Here is a 17702-nt window from a genome sequence, read left to right as displayed (position 1 = left end):
CGCCCAGCAGCCCCGAAGGCCGACCAAGCACCCGCCAGGGGCGACAATTCTGCCGCGTTTCGCCTTGAATGGCCACCCCCAGCCCGGCACACTCCAGCCACGTCGAAAAAGCAAATGCCTATCAGTTTTCAGCAAGAACGCATGCCCAGAGGAGCCGCGAATCGCGCCACGTCGCATGACGCCACCGTCACGGATACCGTGATCGCCTCCCGCAGTTCAGTCGCCAAGCATGGACTTCGAAGCCTGCCTCCGCGAGGTCCTTCCGCGTCCTAGCCCGCGTGGCCACAAATCATTGTTTTGATGGACCCCTCCTGTGTGACGCGCCCCTCCCGCCGCCGGAACTCGACCGGCTTCACGCTCATCGAACTGCTCGTGGTGATCGCCATCATCGCGATTCTCGCCGGCATGTTGCTCCCCGCCTTGTCCAAATCCAAAACCAAAGCCCAGGGCATCAAATGCATGAGCAACCTCAAGCAGTTGAATCTGGCTTGGTTCATGTATGCGGACGACAACGGGGAACGGCTCGTCCCCAACGGCATCGGCGCCCAGATCGGGTGGATTGAAGGAGGGCTGCACATTCCGCAGGAAGCCACCAACGTCAATTTGCTCAAAGCCCCTCAAGGCATGCTCTGGAATTACAACCAGGCCCTGGAGATTTACAAATGTCCGGCCGACCAAAGCTTCGTGCGGCTGGGGGGACGCAATCATCCCCGCGTTCGCAGCATTTCGATGAGCGGCAATATGAATGGCGACAGTCCGTACAACGCCGAAATCCGCAACACCCATTACACTTTCAGGAAGTACACCGAAATTCTTCGTCCGTCGCCCTCCCAAGCTTTTGTCTTTCTCGACGAACATCCCGATGGCATCGACGACGGCTATTTCACGGTGTTCGTCAACCGAAAGCATCTTTGGGGAAACATGCCCGCCAATTATCACAATGGAGCCTGCAGTTTATCCTTCGCGGACGGACACGCGGAGATCAGGAAATGGGTCGATCCGCACACCCTTTCCAAGAAGATCGTGGCCAACGCCACCGGCCCAAGGGATGTGCCTTGGATCCAGGTGCGCACCTCCTCTCCGCTCAAGGATGACGCGCCTTGGCCGCCGTGATCGGACGAGGCCCTCTACCGCCTTCCGTCGTACCAGAACAGGCAAGCCTGACGCGACCTCGCGAAACGCCGAGGGGATATCATGGCTCGCGCCAGCAAAGCCAGGTAGGCGCCCAATCCGTGCCAGCGCACTTTCCTTGCGGAAGTTCGGAGAGGATGGGTGGCGATGATGCGCATGCGTCGTCCTGAATTCCGTCCCCAGGCTTTGAGCCTCTGGCTCAGGTCGATTTCTTCGGAAGCGTAGAGTTCCTGGTTGAACCCGCCCACCGCTCGAAACGCGGCCGCGTCGCAGAAAACGAAGGATCCGGCGGCCCAGCCCAGGCCACGGCTCGCCAGATTCCAGATCCCCGTTAAAAAATCGATCCACCAAACCCGTTCATCGAAGCAGACCGTGGCGCCGCCGCCCACCACTCCTCCCCGCTCGATCACGTCGCTCACCGCGTGGAACAACCCGGGTGAAGGCCAGGAATCCGCATCGACAAAGATCAGCCATTCCCCCGCCGCGATCGAAGCCCCGCGATTGCGGGCGCGGGCGATTTGATTGACGGGCTCGAAGACGACTTGGGCGCCCCCGGCGGTGGCGATGGCGGCCGTTTGATCCGTGGAGTTGTTGTCGCAGACGATGAGTTCGTATCGCCAGCCGCGTTCGGAGAAGACGCCCGTCGCCTCCCGCAGCTGCCGCAGGACTCCGCCCAGGAGTTTCTCCTCGTTGAACGCAGGAACGACGATCGAAATCAGCATGGGGCTAAGTAAAGGCATTCCGGCGCGGCGTCAACCGGACGCTCCGCGAACGCTCGAAAAATGGAAAGCGGATTTGCCCGGAGCCACGCCTCGTGGAATCTTGGTCCGGCGCGACGACGCGCCACTTTGAGACTCATGCGCCCAACCCCCTCTCTTCCTGCCCGCGTCTTTTACCTCGCGATCGCTTGCTTTCTCGGCCTAGTTCAGCCTGGCGCCCAAGGCGGTCAGCGCGAGGCGGCCACGAGCCTGCGTGTGCCCCAGGTGCCGGGCAGCTTCGGTTACACCATGACGAGGGTGTTTCCCGATCTGGTATTTCCGTCGGCCGTTGGCTTGGCGACGCCTCCTCACGAAACAAACCGGCTGTTCGTCATGGAACGGTTGGGACGGGTGACGGTCGTGACGAACCTGGCGGCCCCGACTCGATCGGTGTTTCTCGACCTCACCCGCGTCGTGAGACTCGATAACTTCAACGAAATGGGCCTGCTGGGCCTGGCGTTTCATCCGAAATACTCGGAGAACGGGCGCTTTTTCCTTTTCTATACCGCGACCGCTTCCAATACCCGCCAGAACCGGCTGAGCGAGTTCCGAGTGCAGGCCGGAAATCCCCACGCCGCGGACCCCGCTTCCGAAAAGATCTTGATTCAACAACGGGATGACGCGGTGAATCACAATGCGGGCGATCTCCATTTTGGCCCGGATGGCTATCTCTATGTGGCTCTCGGGGACGAGGGCGGAGCGAATGACCAGTTTCGCAACTCCCAGCGGATCACCAACGATTTTTTCGCCGGAATCCTGCGCTTGGACGTCGATCAGCGGCCAGGTTCTCTTCCCCCCAACCCCCACGCCGCCGTCCTGGGACATTATCGCGTGCCTCCGGACAATCCCTATGTGGGCGCCACGACGTTCCTCCAGCGCGCGGTCGATCCGGCCCGGGTGCGGACGGAGTTCTGGGCCGTGGGGCTGCGCAATCCATGGCGCATGGCCTTCGACTCCGCCACGGGAGAGCTCTGGGTGGGGGACGTGGGTCAGGACGCCCGGGAGACCGTGGCTGTTTCGAGATCCGGAGCCAATCATGGATGGGCCTTTCGTGAAGCGGAAATCGCCGGACCGATGGCCGGCGCGCCCGCCGACTTTCTCACGAACCCTATCCATGGCTATGTGCCGCCGCTCCATAGTTATCTCCATCGCGCCACGGGTGGGTTTTCAGTGACGGGCGGGCGGGTGTATCGCGGGTCCAGACTGGCGCAACTTTTCGGAGCCTATGTTTTTGCGGATTATGTGACGGGCAATGTGTGGTCGCTGGTTCGACCGCCTGGGGGCGGTCCTCCGGTTGTCACCCGGCTCGTCGGCTACGCCAATATCGCCGGCTTCGGTGTCGACCCTCGCAATGGAGATCTCCTGGCCGTCAACCACGCGTCCGGCCATTTGGTTCGGCTGGATTACAGCGAGGGGTTCAGTGGCGCAGCCATTCCGGATAAACTCTCCGACACCGGTGCTTTTCGTGATGTGAGAAGTCTCGATCCTCAACCCGGTGTCATGCCGTACGAAATCAACCTGGCCTTTTGGTCCGATGGCGCGAGCAAACAGCGCTGGTTTAGCATCCCCGAATTGAAAGACACGGCGACTTACCAGACATGGGGTCAGTGGATCACTCCGCCCGGAACGGTTTGGATCAAACACTTCGAAATCGACATGGTGGCGGGCGACTCTGCTTCCCGTCGCAGATTGGAAACCCGATTCCTCGTGCGAAACTCCTCCGGGGTTCACGGCTTCACCTATCGCTGGAACGCGTCGCGAACCGACGCGACTCTCGTGGCCGAGGCGGGCGAGGAGGAATCTCTCGATATTCGCGATGTCGGCGGAAACACAAGATCGCAACGCTGGCGGTATCCCGGACGGGCGGAATGCCTGACTTGCCACAACCCCGCGGCAGGTGGATCCCTCAGCTTCACCACCGCTCAACTGAACGGGACCGGCCCGTTCCCGCATCATCAAGGCCAGATCGGCGCTCTGGCGGAGGCTGGATATTTCGCGCCGGGCCAATCCCCCGATCTCAAGGCGCCCGCTCCAGCTTTGGTCCCGCCTTCCGACCAAGAATCGAGCCTCACTTGGAGAGCGCGCTCATGGCTTGATGTCAATTGTGCCTATTGCCATCGACCCGGCGGACCGGGCGGAGCCTTGTTCGACACCCGTCTGCAAACCCCCTTCGAATTCGCAGGACTCATTCGGGGAAGCTTGAACAGTGCGCTGGAACCGGACCGTCGTGTTGTGGTGCCTGGCTCCATTCCGTTATCAGAGCTCCACACCCGCCTTGTGCAAAGGGGCGCGCGTCAAATGCCTCCCCTGGCCACCTCCATCGCGGATCCGGAAGGATCCGCCCTCATCCAGCAGTGGATACGCGAGGAAGCCGCCGACAACTCGTTCGACACCTGGACAGAAGCCTTTCTCGGCGGCCCCGCCCCGATCGACCTGAGCCGCGAAGCGGATCCAGACCGGGACGGAAGGTCCAATTTCGAAGAGTACCTCCACCGAAGTTCGCCGGTCCATCAGGACTTGCCATGGCGGCTGACGATCGAGAATGCGACGGGCGGACGCCTTCGCCTGAAGTTCTTTTGGCCTGCCAATCGAAGAGTGATTTTGCTTTCGAGCGAAAGTTTGGACGACCCCCAATGGAAAGAAGAACCACTGGCCTCGCACGGATGGAGATACCCCTTGAGCGGCACCGACTTCGTCCTCGAACAACCCGCGCCATCCCGGACCAAATTCTATCGAACCGTGGTTTCGACGCCTTGACGATTCGCCGGGATTCGCCTTTCTCTCCACGTCGAGGGGCTTATCGCTCCTCCAATGAACGCGCGGCAGCCTTGTCGCTGAGCCGGAAGAATCGGGCCTGTTCGCGCATAGGGATGAGCAATATCCGACGTCCGCCGACCGCGGAGGGAGTTAATTCGAAGGCACTCCATGTGGCGGTGGGCTCGAGTCTTTCGGTTTCTTGAAGTTGCCAAGCGCGTGGGCCGTCGGGCCAACTCAACCGCAGTTCCTCCCCGGCACGCTCCACCGTGAGGATCGGTGGCGCGGGCATCGGGACCACCGAACCCAGCAGCTCCAAATCGAACACGATGTCCGAGCTTGATCGGGAAGACTGGTGGATTTCCACCGCCAGTACGTGTTCGCCGGGGGACAATAAGTTGGGATTGACCGAAACGTTGAAAAAAGCCTGCTCGTCCGAGCCACTCACGGTGCCCGTCGCGAGCGTAGTACTGGTGATGGTACCGGAAGGCATGTTGTTGCGGAAGATCTCCCGTCCGTCGAGATACACCACCGCGCCGTCATCCCGGCGGACACCGAGGGTTGCCGCCGAATAGGCCTTCTCGGCTCCTACTTGAAATACGCGGCGAAAGTAGGTGGTCACGAACTTGGAATTGCTATTGGGACCAAAACCGACGGCGGTGCGTTCATTGTCGTCGCCATAGCCCAAAGGTGCCGCGCCTTCTTTCCAACTGCTGTCATCGAACGACCGCTCTCGCCAGGCGGTGCCGAGGCTGGTTCCATCGTCAAGAAACTGCCAAACCGAACCCGCCGTGACGATGGGCTCCGTCAGCACGCCCGAGGGTGGGGCGGCGACGAAATCGACTTGTTGCCTCGACGGGCCGACCGAAACAATGGTTCCCGACGAAGCCGGCTGAAAGGCGTAATCGGCCAGCACGGCCTTCAAGGAATAGGTCCCGCCCACCAACCCGGTCAGCACATAGTTCCCCGCGCTATCGGTCCAGGTCATCTGCGTGCTCGAAGCGGCCATGCGCACTCCCTCCACAGGCAGACCTTCCGTCGTCAGGACGCGTCCGCTAATACGAAACGTCGAGGGATTGCCAATCCGCACCACGACGTGGGCGCTCGCTCGCCCTCCCTTTCCATCGGAAACTTCACAACGCACCGTGTACTCGCCTCCGGTCGCCCATCGATGATTCGCGGTCGGACCCTGACCTTGAAACTCGGAATCGCCAAAATCCCAGAAAAAGGACAATGCATCTCCATCCGGATCTGACGCAAGGGCGGTGAACCGTAACTCGGACCCGGCCGACGCCTGGACCACCGGCGCCGAGAGAGAGACCGAAGGCGTCCGGTTTTCCGGAAAAGGACCGATCTGAACGAGGATGTCCATGGAGGGCGGCGTCGTGGGATGCTTGGCGACGGGCGTGAGATGGAGGTTGGCTTTCCAGTCGGAAAACGTTCGGCCCAATAACAGGGCGGCGTCATCTTTGCCCGGAACCGTTCCTGGCGTCATGTCCAGCAGGCGCGTCGCCTGGGAGCCCGTGCCGGCCCAGCGCAAGGTTACGCCGTCGGCCAGCCATTTGTTGCCCGTGTAACGCTGCCGAAGCTCGACCCAGTAATTGGTGCTGGAATTCTTGCGAATCCGAATCGCGCGCGGCCCTGAGGAGGCCGGATCGTCGTGGGGAAACAGCCGATAGACGCCATTGCTGGCGGGGACGGTCACGTCCGACGTTGGAATCCAATTCAGCTGGCTCTTGTAGCGGGCGTTAAAATGTTTCGACCCCGCGTTGGCCGAACCCATGGTGTCGAATTTGTCCCCATATTCGACCATCGTGCCCGGGCCGATCACGCTTTCCCCGCTGGTGTCCCAAAAGTTGGCGTGTTCCAAGCCGAAATTATGACCGAGTTCGTGGGCCGTCACTCCGACGGAAGCCGTGTCTTGCACCCACGCGCCCGGGCTGCCGACATACCCCAAGCCGGCCCACTTGAATCCCGAGACTTTCTTGAACCAGATGACGTCAAAATTGAATTGGGTGAGGTCGTATCCCGCGGCCCGCGCCGCCGTGCGAGCGTCGCTCCGCAGCCGGCTCGCGTCGTTCGTTCCATACCAGGCGCTCGTCCGCGGCATGCGCAAGGTCGGGGTCACTTCCGATCCATCCCCAAGCTTGCGAAAACCGGCCCGTCCAAACGAATTCTCGTCGAAGAAATTCTGCAATCCCGAAACCAGCGTTTCCGCCTGCGTGTCGGAAAAGGGAATGCCCGCCTTGTCCTCGAAATCCACGCGAATGAGCACCAGGCTTTTCAATCCCTCCGTGTAGGTCGAGGCGGACAACACCGGTCCTTCGGACGCACGGCCGAATCGATTGGACGACTCGGCAATCAAGGCCGATTCCCAATCCTCCGCGTGAGGCGTGCCACACACGAAGGACTCTTCTCCCTCGTGCTCCACCAACACCGCATCGGCTGCCGCCGCAGCTTGACCCGACACGGTGCAAACAGGATCACGGCTTTGTCCCGCCAAGCGAAACGCCGTTTCCTCTCGTGTCGCCACCCGGACCGTCCTCTCATGCACCGCCGCGATGCCTTCCAACAACACCCCATGCAAGCCCACGTCGGATCGACTCGATTCTCCCAACCGCCGGCCATAAGTGTAGGCGCGATAGGTCTCTTCCCCCAGCTCCAGAATTCGCTCCACTCGAGGAACATCCTCCTCTTCGCCAGGCAACGGCAGGGCGGCCCGGACCATGAGATGGCCTCGCGCGTTGAAGGGGGTTTCAAGCAGCCCGGTGACCGACTCGGGCAATGAATCGCGAAACCATCGAGGAATCGAGAGTTCAAGAGCCCGCTTGGGATCCGAGGGAATCAACTCCAGCATCTCCTCCCTGCGCCGCTGGGCCAGTCCTACACCCGCATCCTCCATCTGGTTCCGCTGGCCGACATCGGCCGTCTCATATTCCTCCAGCCACTGCAAGAAACGGGCGAACTTGGATTCATGACGTGGATCCGGCCTGGGCAAACTCGCAAATTTCGAGATCGGACGAGGAGGGCGTTCTTGGAGGACACCCCGACTCGACTCGATTCCCGATGAAGGAGTCAGGTGGAATCCAGTCCCGACGACCTGGGATGGTTGCGGGGTCAAACTCCTCCCCCAACGAGAGGTCTCCGGGCCACTCGGCCAGAGCAGGGCGGCCAAGGCCACTCCCGCCGCCACCCCAATGAACCCTTGCCGTCGTTTCATGGGGCAAAACCAAGCAAGTTCAGGACCACAACGCGAGGATCGATTCGACTGTGCGTTAAGATGGGCTGGCCTCGAACCATGCTGAATCGCACCAGGGGAGCTCGGCCATCTGTTGTTACTCGACAACGACGCGAATCCGCAAGAAAGCGGAACGTTCCATCGGGCCTGGCAATCCCCACCGCTCCACCACCAAGCCAGGCACCCGGGTTTCCTCAGTCCCCAAGCGGCTGGCCCAACTCCATGTTTCCAAATCCATCGACTTCTCCACCCGCAACACCGCATCAAAAGCCCCCGAATTCCGCTGAAATCTCACAAAGAACTCGCCAGCCGACCCGAATCCGTAACTCCATGCCGAAGGGCCGGAGGCCGGATCATCGTCCCGCGTCCCCAAGGCGTACTCGAACAATGCCGAAAGCCCGTCCCGATCTTGATCCCTCCGAGGATCCCCGACAAATCCGACGCGATCGGTCCGGCCCGGACCCCCGTGCAATTCGGAACCCAAGGTCCAAGCCTGGGGATGGTTGGATCCCATTTCCGGCCTGGACCAAACCAAGGACCGTCCTCCCTCCTCCGGCGGCATCGGCCAGGGCGCTTGGCTTTGATAGGTCACCTGGCTCAACGTGGCTCCGGAAGGCAGGACGATCGCAATCGTTTCCCCCGCGTTGTTCAAACTTCCCCGGTAGATCCCGCCGACCGCCACATCCAAACCATAGCGGCGCCGAAACTCGAATAAATCCTTGGTTAGAACCAAGCGATGTCCTGAGGCCAGGACCGTATCGCGTTCCTGCGGAAACGCGAATTCAATGCCGTCGGAGAAGCGGCAGCCCCGCAGGTTCACCGCGTGACTGGAAACATTGGCGAGTTCAATGAACTCCGCGCTGGGAATCCCTCTCGGGTGATAATGAATCTCGGTCAATGCGATTTCCCCCGGAAGCAATGCTTCGGTTCGTGTTTGAAAATAGGCCTCGTTGAGAGCCGACCATTGAGACCCGGAAAGGGCGCGGGCGCGCAGCAGGGTGTTCGCTCGCAACACCGGCGATTCGCCCGCGGCAGCTCCCGCATACGCCGCCTTCAGTTCGAGATCGAACGAAGCGTCGCTGGTGTTGGTCGTGGATTGATGGAGCTCCACCGCCAACAGGTTTCTTCCCGCTCTCGCCGCCAAGGCTGAAACAGAAAGAGTCGCGAAGCCCTGGCCATCGTCGGCCGCCGCCTGGGCCTTGGTGTTTCCTAACACGGGGCCCGGATTCATCGAAACTCTCGCCACTTCCACACCGTTGAGATAGACAATGGCGCCATCGTCCGCTTTGAGTCGCGCTTCGAAACCCAGCAAACCCGTCAGACTGGCCATCGTGAAATCAAGCCGAAAGTACGAAGTGGTCCATTTGTCATTGGCGTTGTTCCCAAAAGGAATCGTGGTCGCCTCGTCACCCTCCCCGTATCCCAATTGGGCGGCACCCGTTTTCCAAGCCGTGTCCGAGTAATCAGGATGTTTCCAGTTGGCCTCGGACCAGGAGGGTTTTCCGGCCACCATGTCACTGCTCCCCAGTCCGGCTCCATCGGTGAACCACTTCCAATTCGCTCCGGCCGGGATCAGCACTTCCGATCGACCTCCCAACTCCACTCGCTTGGCGCCAGGCGAGACCGTGCCCCCAGGCAGGCGGGGATCCGAGCCATCCAGAGTGTAGAAGATCGTGGCCGATGGCGGGCCGAGAAAGGAAACTTCGAATCCGGCGGGAACCAGGCCGCCCTGACGATGGAGCACGGGCGCCTCGATCGAGGGATAGAAGCCGGCGGCCCGCAACTGGCGCATCACTTCAGCGGCTCGAGTCGGAACCCAATTCGTGACCACATCGTCCCGAATCGAAGTCCATTTCTCGGGAGTACGGTAATTCCACCTCGCGGCCTCTCCGAGAAAGGGCAACTCGAGCTCCCGGCATCGCTCCAGCAATCGCGCCACGGTTTGCTCCGAGGTCAAAGGCCCGTTCGCGAAAAAAGCCCGATGGATCCGGTCGGCCAGCAGCGTTCGGTAATCGGAACCGCCGCTTCGATAGAGGGAGGAAAAGAGATTGCCCGGCCCGTCGCCCGGTTGCCGTCCTTGGGCTCCAAAAAGGGTGCGCTGGCTAGGCTCGCCGTACCACGGATGGGCGGGAGATTGAAAGAATCCATCCGCGTCATTGATATAGAATTTGAATCCATGGCCGGGCATGATCGGGCCGACGCACCGATACTCGTCCTCGCACCGGCCCCAAATCCACGTCAGCATGTAATCGATGTAGTTGGGCACATCCACGTAAGCCCGGACGCGGTCGTATTGTTGTCGCAACGATTTGGCCAGCGCCCAAGTCGTCCCGTCACCGTCATACGGTGTCCCCGGTTCAGCCCAGCCGCCGACATTCCAATTGCCGTTGATGGATTCATACTCGGCTTCCGTGCCGCCGAAGTACTCCCGGTGCATGCTGGCTCCCCAGCGCTCGCGCAAGTGATAGACCCCCCCATAGTCGCCGTTGAGGTAGAGATGCACAAAGCGCCCGTGGGGCGCCAGCTGGCCCAACGCCAGTTGGGTGTCGTCGGCAAAAAGATTCGACATGTAAAATCCGCGCATCTCCATGTCGTGCGACCCGCTGCGGAGTTCAAGTTGATCAAACGTCGAAGCCGGAGCCCAATCCCGCCCGTATCCGTCGAAAACAGGGAGTTCCAGCCGGGGCGGACCAAACTCCGATTTGAAATAGAGCCGGAAACTCTTTTTCGCGAAATCCGTAAACGCCCCTCCGAACAACTGCACTCCACAATCGGCCTGCCTTCCGCTGGGCCCGCGCGGATCGAGCCACTCGAACGAGGTCAGAACCTGGACCTCGTCACGGATCGTGCCGGAGGCAACCAGCGAAATACTGGGCACACTGGCGAGGGCATCCTTCATCCGCGGACGATGCGCCGGATGGGTGGTGACGGAGGTTCGGAGCAGCGGGGACGCAATCACGTTGCTTGGGAAAAGGTACGTGTGCGTGTCCACGTCCGTCGGAGCCCAGCCATCCTTGAACGCGATCGCGCGCAAGATGGTGGTTCGGGAAATCGGGATGGGACCGGTGTAAACAAGGCCGGTCGTTGCCGTGGGACGGGAACGGTTGGTCGTGTATCGAATCACGGCATCCGGAGTGGCGCTCGTAATCCGCACCATGAAAGGAGACTCGTAAAAACCGCGGTCATGGCTGAACTTCGTGTCCGCCACCACTCCCGCAAAAGCGGGACCATTGGGCTGTCCCGGAGTGGGCGGTTTCAAGAATCCCTTCGCTCCACTGGACCCGATTCCAAACGCCACATTGCGTCCCAAGCCCGGGAATGTTTTTTGAACCGGATGGTCGTCGGGAAAAGTTTGCAAGCGAGTTTTTCCATCACGATCGACCAGGGCGAGGAAATCGCCAGCGGCGTCCAGTCGAAACGAAGTGTGCAGAGGGTTCGACACCTCGCGGCGATTCTTGCCGGAGGCAAACACCACCACGAAACCGCGGGGCGGCAACCGAAGAGCGGGAAACGTCCAGACCGCGCTCAAATCCGGCTGATCGCTCAGCCCCAGCCCTTCGAGTGAAAGCGAGAAGGCATTCGGATTCAGGATCTCAATCCAATCCGAAGGATCCCCATCCTCGTCTTCGAAGCTGGAGGCATTGTTCGCCACGAACTCGTTGAGGACGGGCGGTCTCAGTGTTTCATGGACTCCCACACCGAGGGTTGAGGACACCGAGGTCGCGGCGTTAGCCGCCTTCAGTGTGTAGAATGTCGTCCGCGAAGGAGTGACCTTGATTTCGCCTGAGGCTGGGATCGGACCGGCGATGCCTTCGATCAAGACTTCCGTCGCGTAAAGAACATCCCATTTCAATAGGGTGGATTCCCCTGCTGCCAGATTGTCCTTCTCGGCGGTAAAGCTCCGGATCTCAGGGGCGAAGCTCCCATACACTTCGATCTCGGCCAACTGAGGGCTGTAGCCCATGCCGCTGTCATTGACGACTCGGACGAATCGCCCGGCAAACACGCTATTCGTGTTCATGGCGGCGGTGATGACGTCCGTCCCTGCGGCTCCCGAGTGGGTTCCATCGGATCGCAGTTTGGCGCTCCACAACAACGGCCCCACGGTATCACCGCCCGCCCCGTAAACCTCCACTTTGAAACGGCTCAGACGCTCTGGACAACATCCATCTCCCCGATTCCGAAGCACGATGCGGTCGAAATGATAGAGCCGGCCCAAGTCGACTTGATAATAGAAGCCCAACGTGCCGGAGCCGGCGGCGGGGGAAGTGAACGTGTCCGGGCTTCCATCGGTGAGTGAAGCAGGCCGAAACGAGCCAAAGTTCGCGCCGGAGGAAAACACGGGCCGGTTGAGGGCGAGATTGGTCGATGCCTGTTGACCCTGCATGTCGAGGCTGAGCCAGCCCAAAATGAAGGGCAGGGCGACCATCGACAGGTTGAACAGGCGGTTCATGGAGAACAGACTAAGCGTGAACCATGCCAACCCGCCAGCCCGCAGCGCCTGACCGTGCCAAGCACCGTGCGTCCCGAAGCCGTTTGTAGTGTGGCGCAGGCCGCCCAGCCTGCCATATCGCCGACTGCCAGTCGGCCCGGCGGGCGAAGAACGAGACCCTTCCATGCTCTCCACGCGTCTGGTTTCCTTCGTCGCCCCGCAGGTTGGGCAGCCTGCGCAACAGCAGACAGGGCTGCCTGCGTTACCACGACAACCCGGTCACCGACAACCTCTGGAGACACCGTGCCAAGCATCTTCAGACATCCTGACCCCAAGCGGGAGATGCGGGATGGATGCAGAAGGGATGTGAGACCAGAGTGACGTGAAGCGGTTCAGTCACAAGCCGGAGGCTTGCCAGCTATTAGCCGGTGGTTGAGGAGCGCAGCGACGATACCACCGGCCCATCGGGTCGCCCAAGCAGGTGCATCCCGGAGGGATGCCAGCGTCGCAGGTGCCCATACCCGGGGTGTGCGGGTTTCAGTTCTCCAGGTCCGATTCTTCATTGGCGAAGAGCGGACCGCTCATCTCTGAGCTTCAGGCCTCCTGGCTTCTAGCAGCGAACATTTGCGAAGACGGGAACATGCTTGAGACCACTGCAGCCGATCCCCCCACATTGCACGGTTCCTCACCCCGCTGCGACCCCTCCCGGGGTCGACGACGATGTCGGGCCCAGGATCCGGGGGTGGCGATCGTGCCTCACGCCACCCCCGGCTAATGGCTGGCATCCCTCCGGGATGACTCGTGGTCGAGAAGGCTTGTGTTTCGTGACCGATGCGTTGTTTCTTTCTCGCCGCTTCAGATCGTCGGATACTGAGACCACCAACCTCCGGATCATCGATCGCCATCTGGGCTCATCCTGATTCCACCCCGGGTCAGGATGTCTGATCTTACGACTGCTTCGGTAGCCCTCAACCGCCAGGTCCATCCCTGGAGCCTGACCCTGGATCGAAGCCCCCATTGAATCGAGCCCTCACTCCGAAGAACCCTTCACCCCTCAGTCTTTCTCCGCGCCCAAAAATCGGGCTTTCTCCATCTGACTCGGATCCAGCTCGGCTGCCCCGTTTTCCGTCAGCCAGCGATAAGCCCCGGGCAGATCCGTGAATGCGCCATCCAATTGAGCTTCAAAGGCCCGCCGCAACATCAATCCGAAGACCGTTCCTGGCTCAAGTCCCAAGCCGATGAGATGTCTTCCCAAGAGCAACGGCTTGGGCGCTGCGTCCTGCAGTTGCATTTCCGCGGCTTTGCGGCGCAGTTGCTGGATTGACTCGGAGACGATGCGGGGACGCGGTGGACGTCCGAATTGATCCGCCGTCATCACGAGGCACAGTTCGGCAATCGTCGCCGGTGCCACTCGCCGCGCCAGTCGTCGCACGGATCGATCACTCAAGGCCTGTAGATGGGCCAAATGATTCTTCACCAGCGGAACGACCCGATCCCGGACGACGTGGGGCGTCCCAATCCGCTGCATGAATTCGAGGGCAGGCGCCACTCCCGCTTCATCATGCCCGGGCGAAACGACACGCCATCGCCCGTCTTTCTCCGCCCGGTGCGTGGTGGACGGCTTCCCAAAATCGTGGGCGAGAATTCCCAGCATCAGCGTCGCGCGGAGTTCGCGATCGGCGGATCTCCATTCGGCCAGTTCCGCCATGGCATCGCAACAAAGAGCCGTGTGATTCAAAACGTCCCCTTCCGGGTGCCACTCGGGGTCCTGTTCGCAACCCCGCAACGCGCGAAGTTCCGGAAAATGCCCCAGCCAGCCGCAGTCCTCGAGGAACTTCAGTCCCAGCGACGGTCGCGCGCTTTTGGCTGCCCATTTGAACCACTCTTCGCGGACTCGTTCCACCGGGAGTTCAGGAAAAGTTCCCGAGATGCTTTGGCAAAGCGCCAGCGTTTCCGGGGCCGCGACGAGCTCGAAACGAGCGCAGAACTGCATGCCGCGAAGGACCCGCAAGGGATCCTCGACGAAGGCATCGCTGACATGCCGCAACACGCGATGGCGCATATCTCGCTCAGCTCCGAAAAAATCGAGCAACTCGCGCCTGCCCGGGTGCCACATCAAGCTGTTCAAAGTGTAATCCCGCCGGCTGGCCGCTTCCTTGGGGGTCAGGCTCGGATCGAATTCAGCCGCGAATCCGCGATGCCCCGGCGCCACTTTGGAATCGCGCCGCGGGATGGAGAAATCGAACACATGTCCAGAAACCGTAGAGAGTTTCACGACGCCGAACGAACGTCCGACGATGTCGGTCCGGCCCCACCGGGCCAGCACCGCTGCGAGGGCTTCGTATCCGATGCCAAAAACTTCGATGTCGAAATCCTTGTGCTCGGCGCCGAGGAGAGCGTCGCGGACACAGCCGCCGACCAGATAAGCCTCTGTCAGCTCCGGAGTGTTCCGGAGAATCGCCGCCAACTCGTCAGGGATGGACAGTGTCGCGTGCATGGGCTGGTGCCGACGGGCGCGATCTTGAGCGAAAACAACCCAATGGGCGAACCTTAGAAATAGGGGATCTGTTCTTCCTCGCCGCGCAGGAGTCCCGGTCGCGGAATCGAGCCTGCCACCCACGGACCGGAATAGGTTGGACTGTTTCCTCGGACCTTCGTGGCTTCGTGTGAGTCCTTTCGTTTGGTGGCAGATGAAGCCATTGGCCGGGATGGACGCATTCGCGTCCGGTTCGGACGTCGCAGCCGCGCCCCGGCGTCATGGCATGGGAGCGCGACTGTGCTGAAAGCCAGTCGCAGCAGCGTCGCCAGCCCAAGACTCGCGGAAAAACCCAGCGCATCTGGATGTTCGCATCTTGCTGCGGCTCGTCTACGACCCCGCCGCGCTCCAGGGCAAAGTGAGAACTACTGCGCGGTCGGGGCAGGGCGTTCACGCCGACTCGTCGGAAGAGGTAGAATCAGGATTCGAGAATCCGAAAGACGGCTTTGGTCAAGCATGCCCCGCTACTTCTGCTCCCGCCAATCATCAACCTTGATCAGTTTCCCGTTCTTCCAGCCGGCATGGCCGTCAAAGTAAAGGAGGTTCGGCCCTTCCCCATGTCTTCGGGCAGCCACTCTTCGTTCTCCGTTCAAAGCTCTGCCCGTCGACCCATACGGCAAATGGGTCGGTGACCACACATCATTGAGGTCCGCACCACCGATGATGTTGGTGACGGTGAAAATCGGACGCCAAGCTCCACTCTCGTTGTCCGCGAAATAGATGGTCTCCGATGGACTCTGAAATCGATTGATGGTGTGGGTCCCGGTAATCTCGGTTCCCGAGGTATCCCGAGCGCTGGTAAATTGCCAGGCATTGACGACGTAACACATGACCTGGCGTTTGTTCGGATAACTCGGACACGTATAAACCTTAATGCGTCCATATTGATCCCTGGTCGCGCTCGTTCCCCCGAGATAAGGGATATACAACTGCCACCAGTAAGGTTCGTTGCCTCGCGGCACTTTCCCGCCAAATTCATCGGCATAGAGAATGACCGCCAATCCCATCTGCTTTAAGTTGTTGTAACAGTAGGTCTTGCGAGCTTTTTCTTTGGCCTTGGATAGCGCCGGCAAAAGCATGCCTGCCAAGATGGCAATGATGGCGATGACCACCAGCAGTTCAATTAAAGTAAAGGCCGCCCGTTTCAGATGGAGGACCTTGGGCTTGGGCCGAGTCATGGATCGAGTGGGACCGGGTATGGGATGGCGAACTGTCGCTCTGCATTCGCTCAGGCATCAAGCGCATTTTCGAAAAAACTCGGAATGGATTCTTGCTTCCTGTCCTGCAGTCTTGTTAAACGCCTTGGCCGTCGATCATTTCTTCAATTGACTTGTTCCATGTCCTCCCCTGATTCCAGTGCTTCAGCAAAGGTCCTTTTCGTCGTTGATGACGAGCCGCTTCTGTTGGAATTGATTCAGGCATTGCTCGAATGCGATGGATATGAGGTGCGGACTTTCGGCGATCCATCCACGGCCCTCGATGCTTTTCGAAAAGCCCCATCCACTCCTTCCATGTTGCTCACCGACTTCGCCATGCAACCCCTCAACGGGCTCGAATTGCTCGCCGAATGCCGAAAAATCCGTCCGGACCTCAAGTCGATCTTGTTGAGTGGACAGGTCAGATCTTCAGACTTCGCCGCGTATCCGACTCAGCCGGACCGGTTTTTCAAGAAGCCCTTTGTCCCCCAAGAGTTTTTGGATGGGGTTCGGCAATTGGCTGAGAGGTAGGTTTTTGGAGAATGGAACGTGGCCTTTGGGCCGAATCAAGCAGGCAGTTGGACGTTTTGAGCCAAAAAACTCCGCCGGGTTGGGGTGCGGAACGGTGACGAACCTGAGCATCAAGTGAGTGGGGAGTCTTACTCGATTTGAGCGAAGACTGCTAACTCCGAGCTGGCTACGCCCCACCTTCCATGGAGACTTCTTGTTCAAGTTTTTCCGCCGCCGCTGCGGGATCAGGGGCCGCGTAGATCGGACGACCCACCACGATCCAGTTGGCCCCTGCGCGCATGGCTTCACGGGCGGAGAGGGTGCGAGCTTGATCATCGGTTCTAGGCGCTCCTGACGGTCTGATTCCAGGTGTCACAAGCTGTGTTGAGCCAGGAACGAGCCGTCGCAAAGGTTGGATTTCCAACGGAGAGCAGACCAGACCTTGCAGGCCTGACTGAACGGCGAGTTGAGCGAGACGTTCGACTTGACCCGTCACTGAACCGTTCACCCCAACTTGGCGCAGAGCGTTGTCGTCCAGACTGGTGAGGACGGTGACTCCAAGCACAAGTGTCTTTCCTCGGGCCGCTTCGGCCGCTGCAGCCAGCATGGCTGAGCCGCCTGAAGTATGGACGGTTAGCATTTGCACGCCCAGGGCCACGGCGTTTCCGACGGATTTTCGAACGGTATTGGGGATGTCGTGGAACTTGAGGTCCAGAAAAACAGGCCGCCCGAGTTCGACAATCGAAGCGACAATGGAGGGTCCGCAACGAGTGAAGAGTTCGCCTCCGACTTTGAACATGCCGACGTGGGGAGCGATGGCCTGCGCGATCTCCAAGGCTTGAGTTGCCGTCGGCACATCCAAGGCGGCAATGATGGGATTTCGAGTCATGGATCGAAGGACAGAATCTTCCGGGTATTCGCCTGCTGAATTCAAGTCGCCAGCACATTTTTCCGATGGCTCTTCGCGTACTTGTGTGGGTGATTTCGAGGTGTAAAAGTGGGTTTGAGGCCGACAGGATGGGCGCAAGATGAGTTTTCGAGCCATCAAAGTTCGAGCATCATAAACTCGTGGCACTGAGAAGACGCAAACGGAAGCTGCAGGAAACGTATCTGCAGAAAGGAGGATTCTGACCTGGGTTGACGGTAG

8 protein-coding genes and 1 pseudogene are annotated in these 17702 nt (G+C 60.2%); 3 read left to right on the top strand and 6 right to left on the bottom strand.

Annotated features, from left to right (window positions below; genetic code table 11):
• Positions 1–300: 300 nt before the first annotated feature.
• Positions 301–1113, top strand: a complete 813-nt coding sequence (locus FJ404_16915) for a type II secretion system protein (GenBank protein MBM3824539.1) — start codon at positions 301–303, stop codon at positions 1111–1113.
• Positions 1114–1127: 14 nt separating this feature from the next.
• Here the strand turns inward: FJ404_16915 and FJ404_16910 are convergent, their stop codons facing one another.
• Complete coding sequence (locus FJ404_16910; protein ID MBM3824538.1) at positions 1128–1871, bottom strand: glycosyltransferase; 744 nt, start codon at positions 1869–1871, stop codon at positions 1128–1130.
• 42 nt (positions 1872–1913) lie between these two features.
• Here FJ404_16910 and FJ404_16905 point away from each other — a divergent pair, with 42 nt between their 5' ends.
• Positions 1914–4646: a hypothetical protein gene (locus tag FJ404_16905; protein ID MBM3824537.1), complete on the top strand. Its 2733-nt coding sequence runs from the start codon at positions 1914–1916 to the stop codon at positions 4644–4646.
• 40 nt (positions 4647–4686) lie between these two features.
• Here the strand turns inward: FJ404_16905 and FJ404_16900 are convergent, their stop codons facing one another.
• From FJ404_16900 to FJ404_16885, 4 genes and pseudogenes are all read right to left on the bottom strand, one after another.
• A complete protein-coding gene (locus FJ404_16900) occupies positions 4687–8145 on the bottom strand; it encodes a PKD domain-containing protein (GenBank protein ID MBM3824536.1) in 3459 nt (1152 codons plus the stop codon).
• On the bottom strand, positions 7979–12499 hold the full coding sequence (locus FJ404_16895; protein ID MBM3824535.1) for a hypothetical protein: 4521 nt from the start codon (positions 12497–12499) through the stop codon (positions 7979–7981). Before FJ404_16895 ends, FJ404_16900 begins: the two co-directional genes overlap by 167 nt.
• Positions 12500–13367: 868 nt before the next feature.
• Positions 13368–14810: an HD domain-containing protein gene (locus FJ404_16890; GenBank protein ID MBM3824534.1), complete on the bottom strand. Its 1443-nt coding sequence runs from the start codon at positions 14808–14810 to the stop codon at positions 13368–13370.
• Between the two features lie 1001 nt (positions 14811–15811).
• Positions 15812–16027, bottom strand: a pseudogene (locus FJ404_16885) (DUF1559 domain-containing protein).
• Here FJ404_16885 and FJ404_16880 point away from each other — a divergent pair.
• Positions 15998–16576: a response regulator gene (locus tag FJ404_16880; GenBank protein MBM3824533.1), complete on the top strand. Its 579-nt coding sequence runs from the start codon at positions 15998–16000 to the stop codon at positions 16574–16576. The pseudogene FJ404_16885 and the gene FJ404_16880 sit on opposite strands and share 30 nt — an antisense overlap.
• 166 nt (positions 16577–16742) lie before the next feature.
• On the opposite strand, the gene pyrF is transcribed toward FJ404_16880, so the two are convergent.
• Complete coding sequence (gene pyrF, locus FJ404_16875) at positions 16743–17444, bottom strand: orotidine-5'-phosphate decarboxylase (GenBank protein ID MBM3824532.1); 702 nt, start codon at positions 17442–17444, stop codon at positions 16743–16745.
• Positions 17445–17702 lie beyond the last annotated feature (258 nt).

The organism is Verrucomicrobiota bacterium (assembly GCA_016871495.1).
Lineage (GTDB): Bacteria > Verrucomicrobiota > Verrucomicrobiia > Limisphaerales > VHDF01 > VHDF01.
This window is presented reverse-complemented; position numbering and strand designations above follow the sequence as displayed.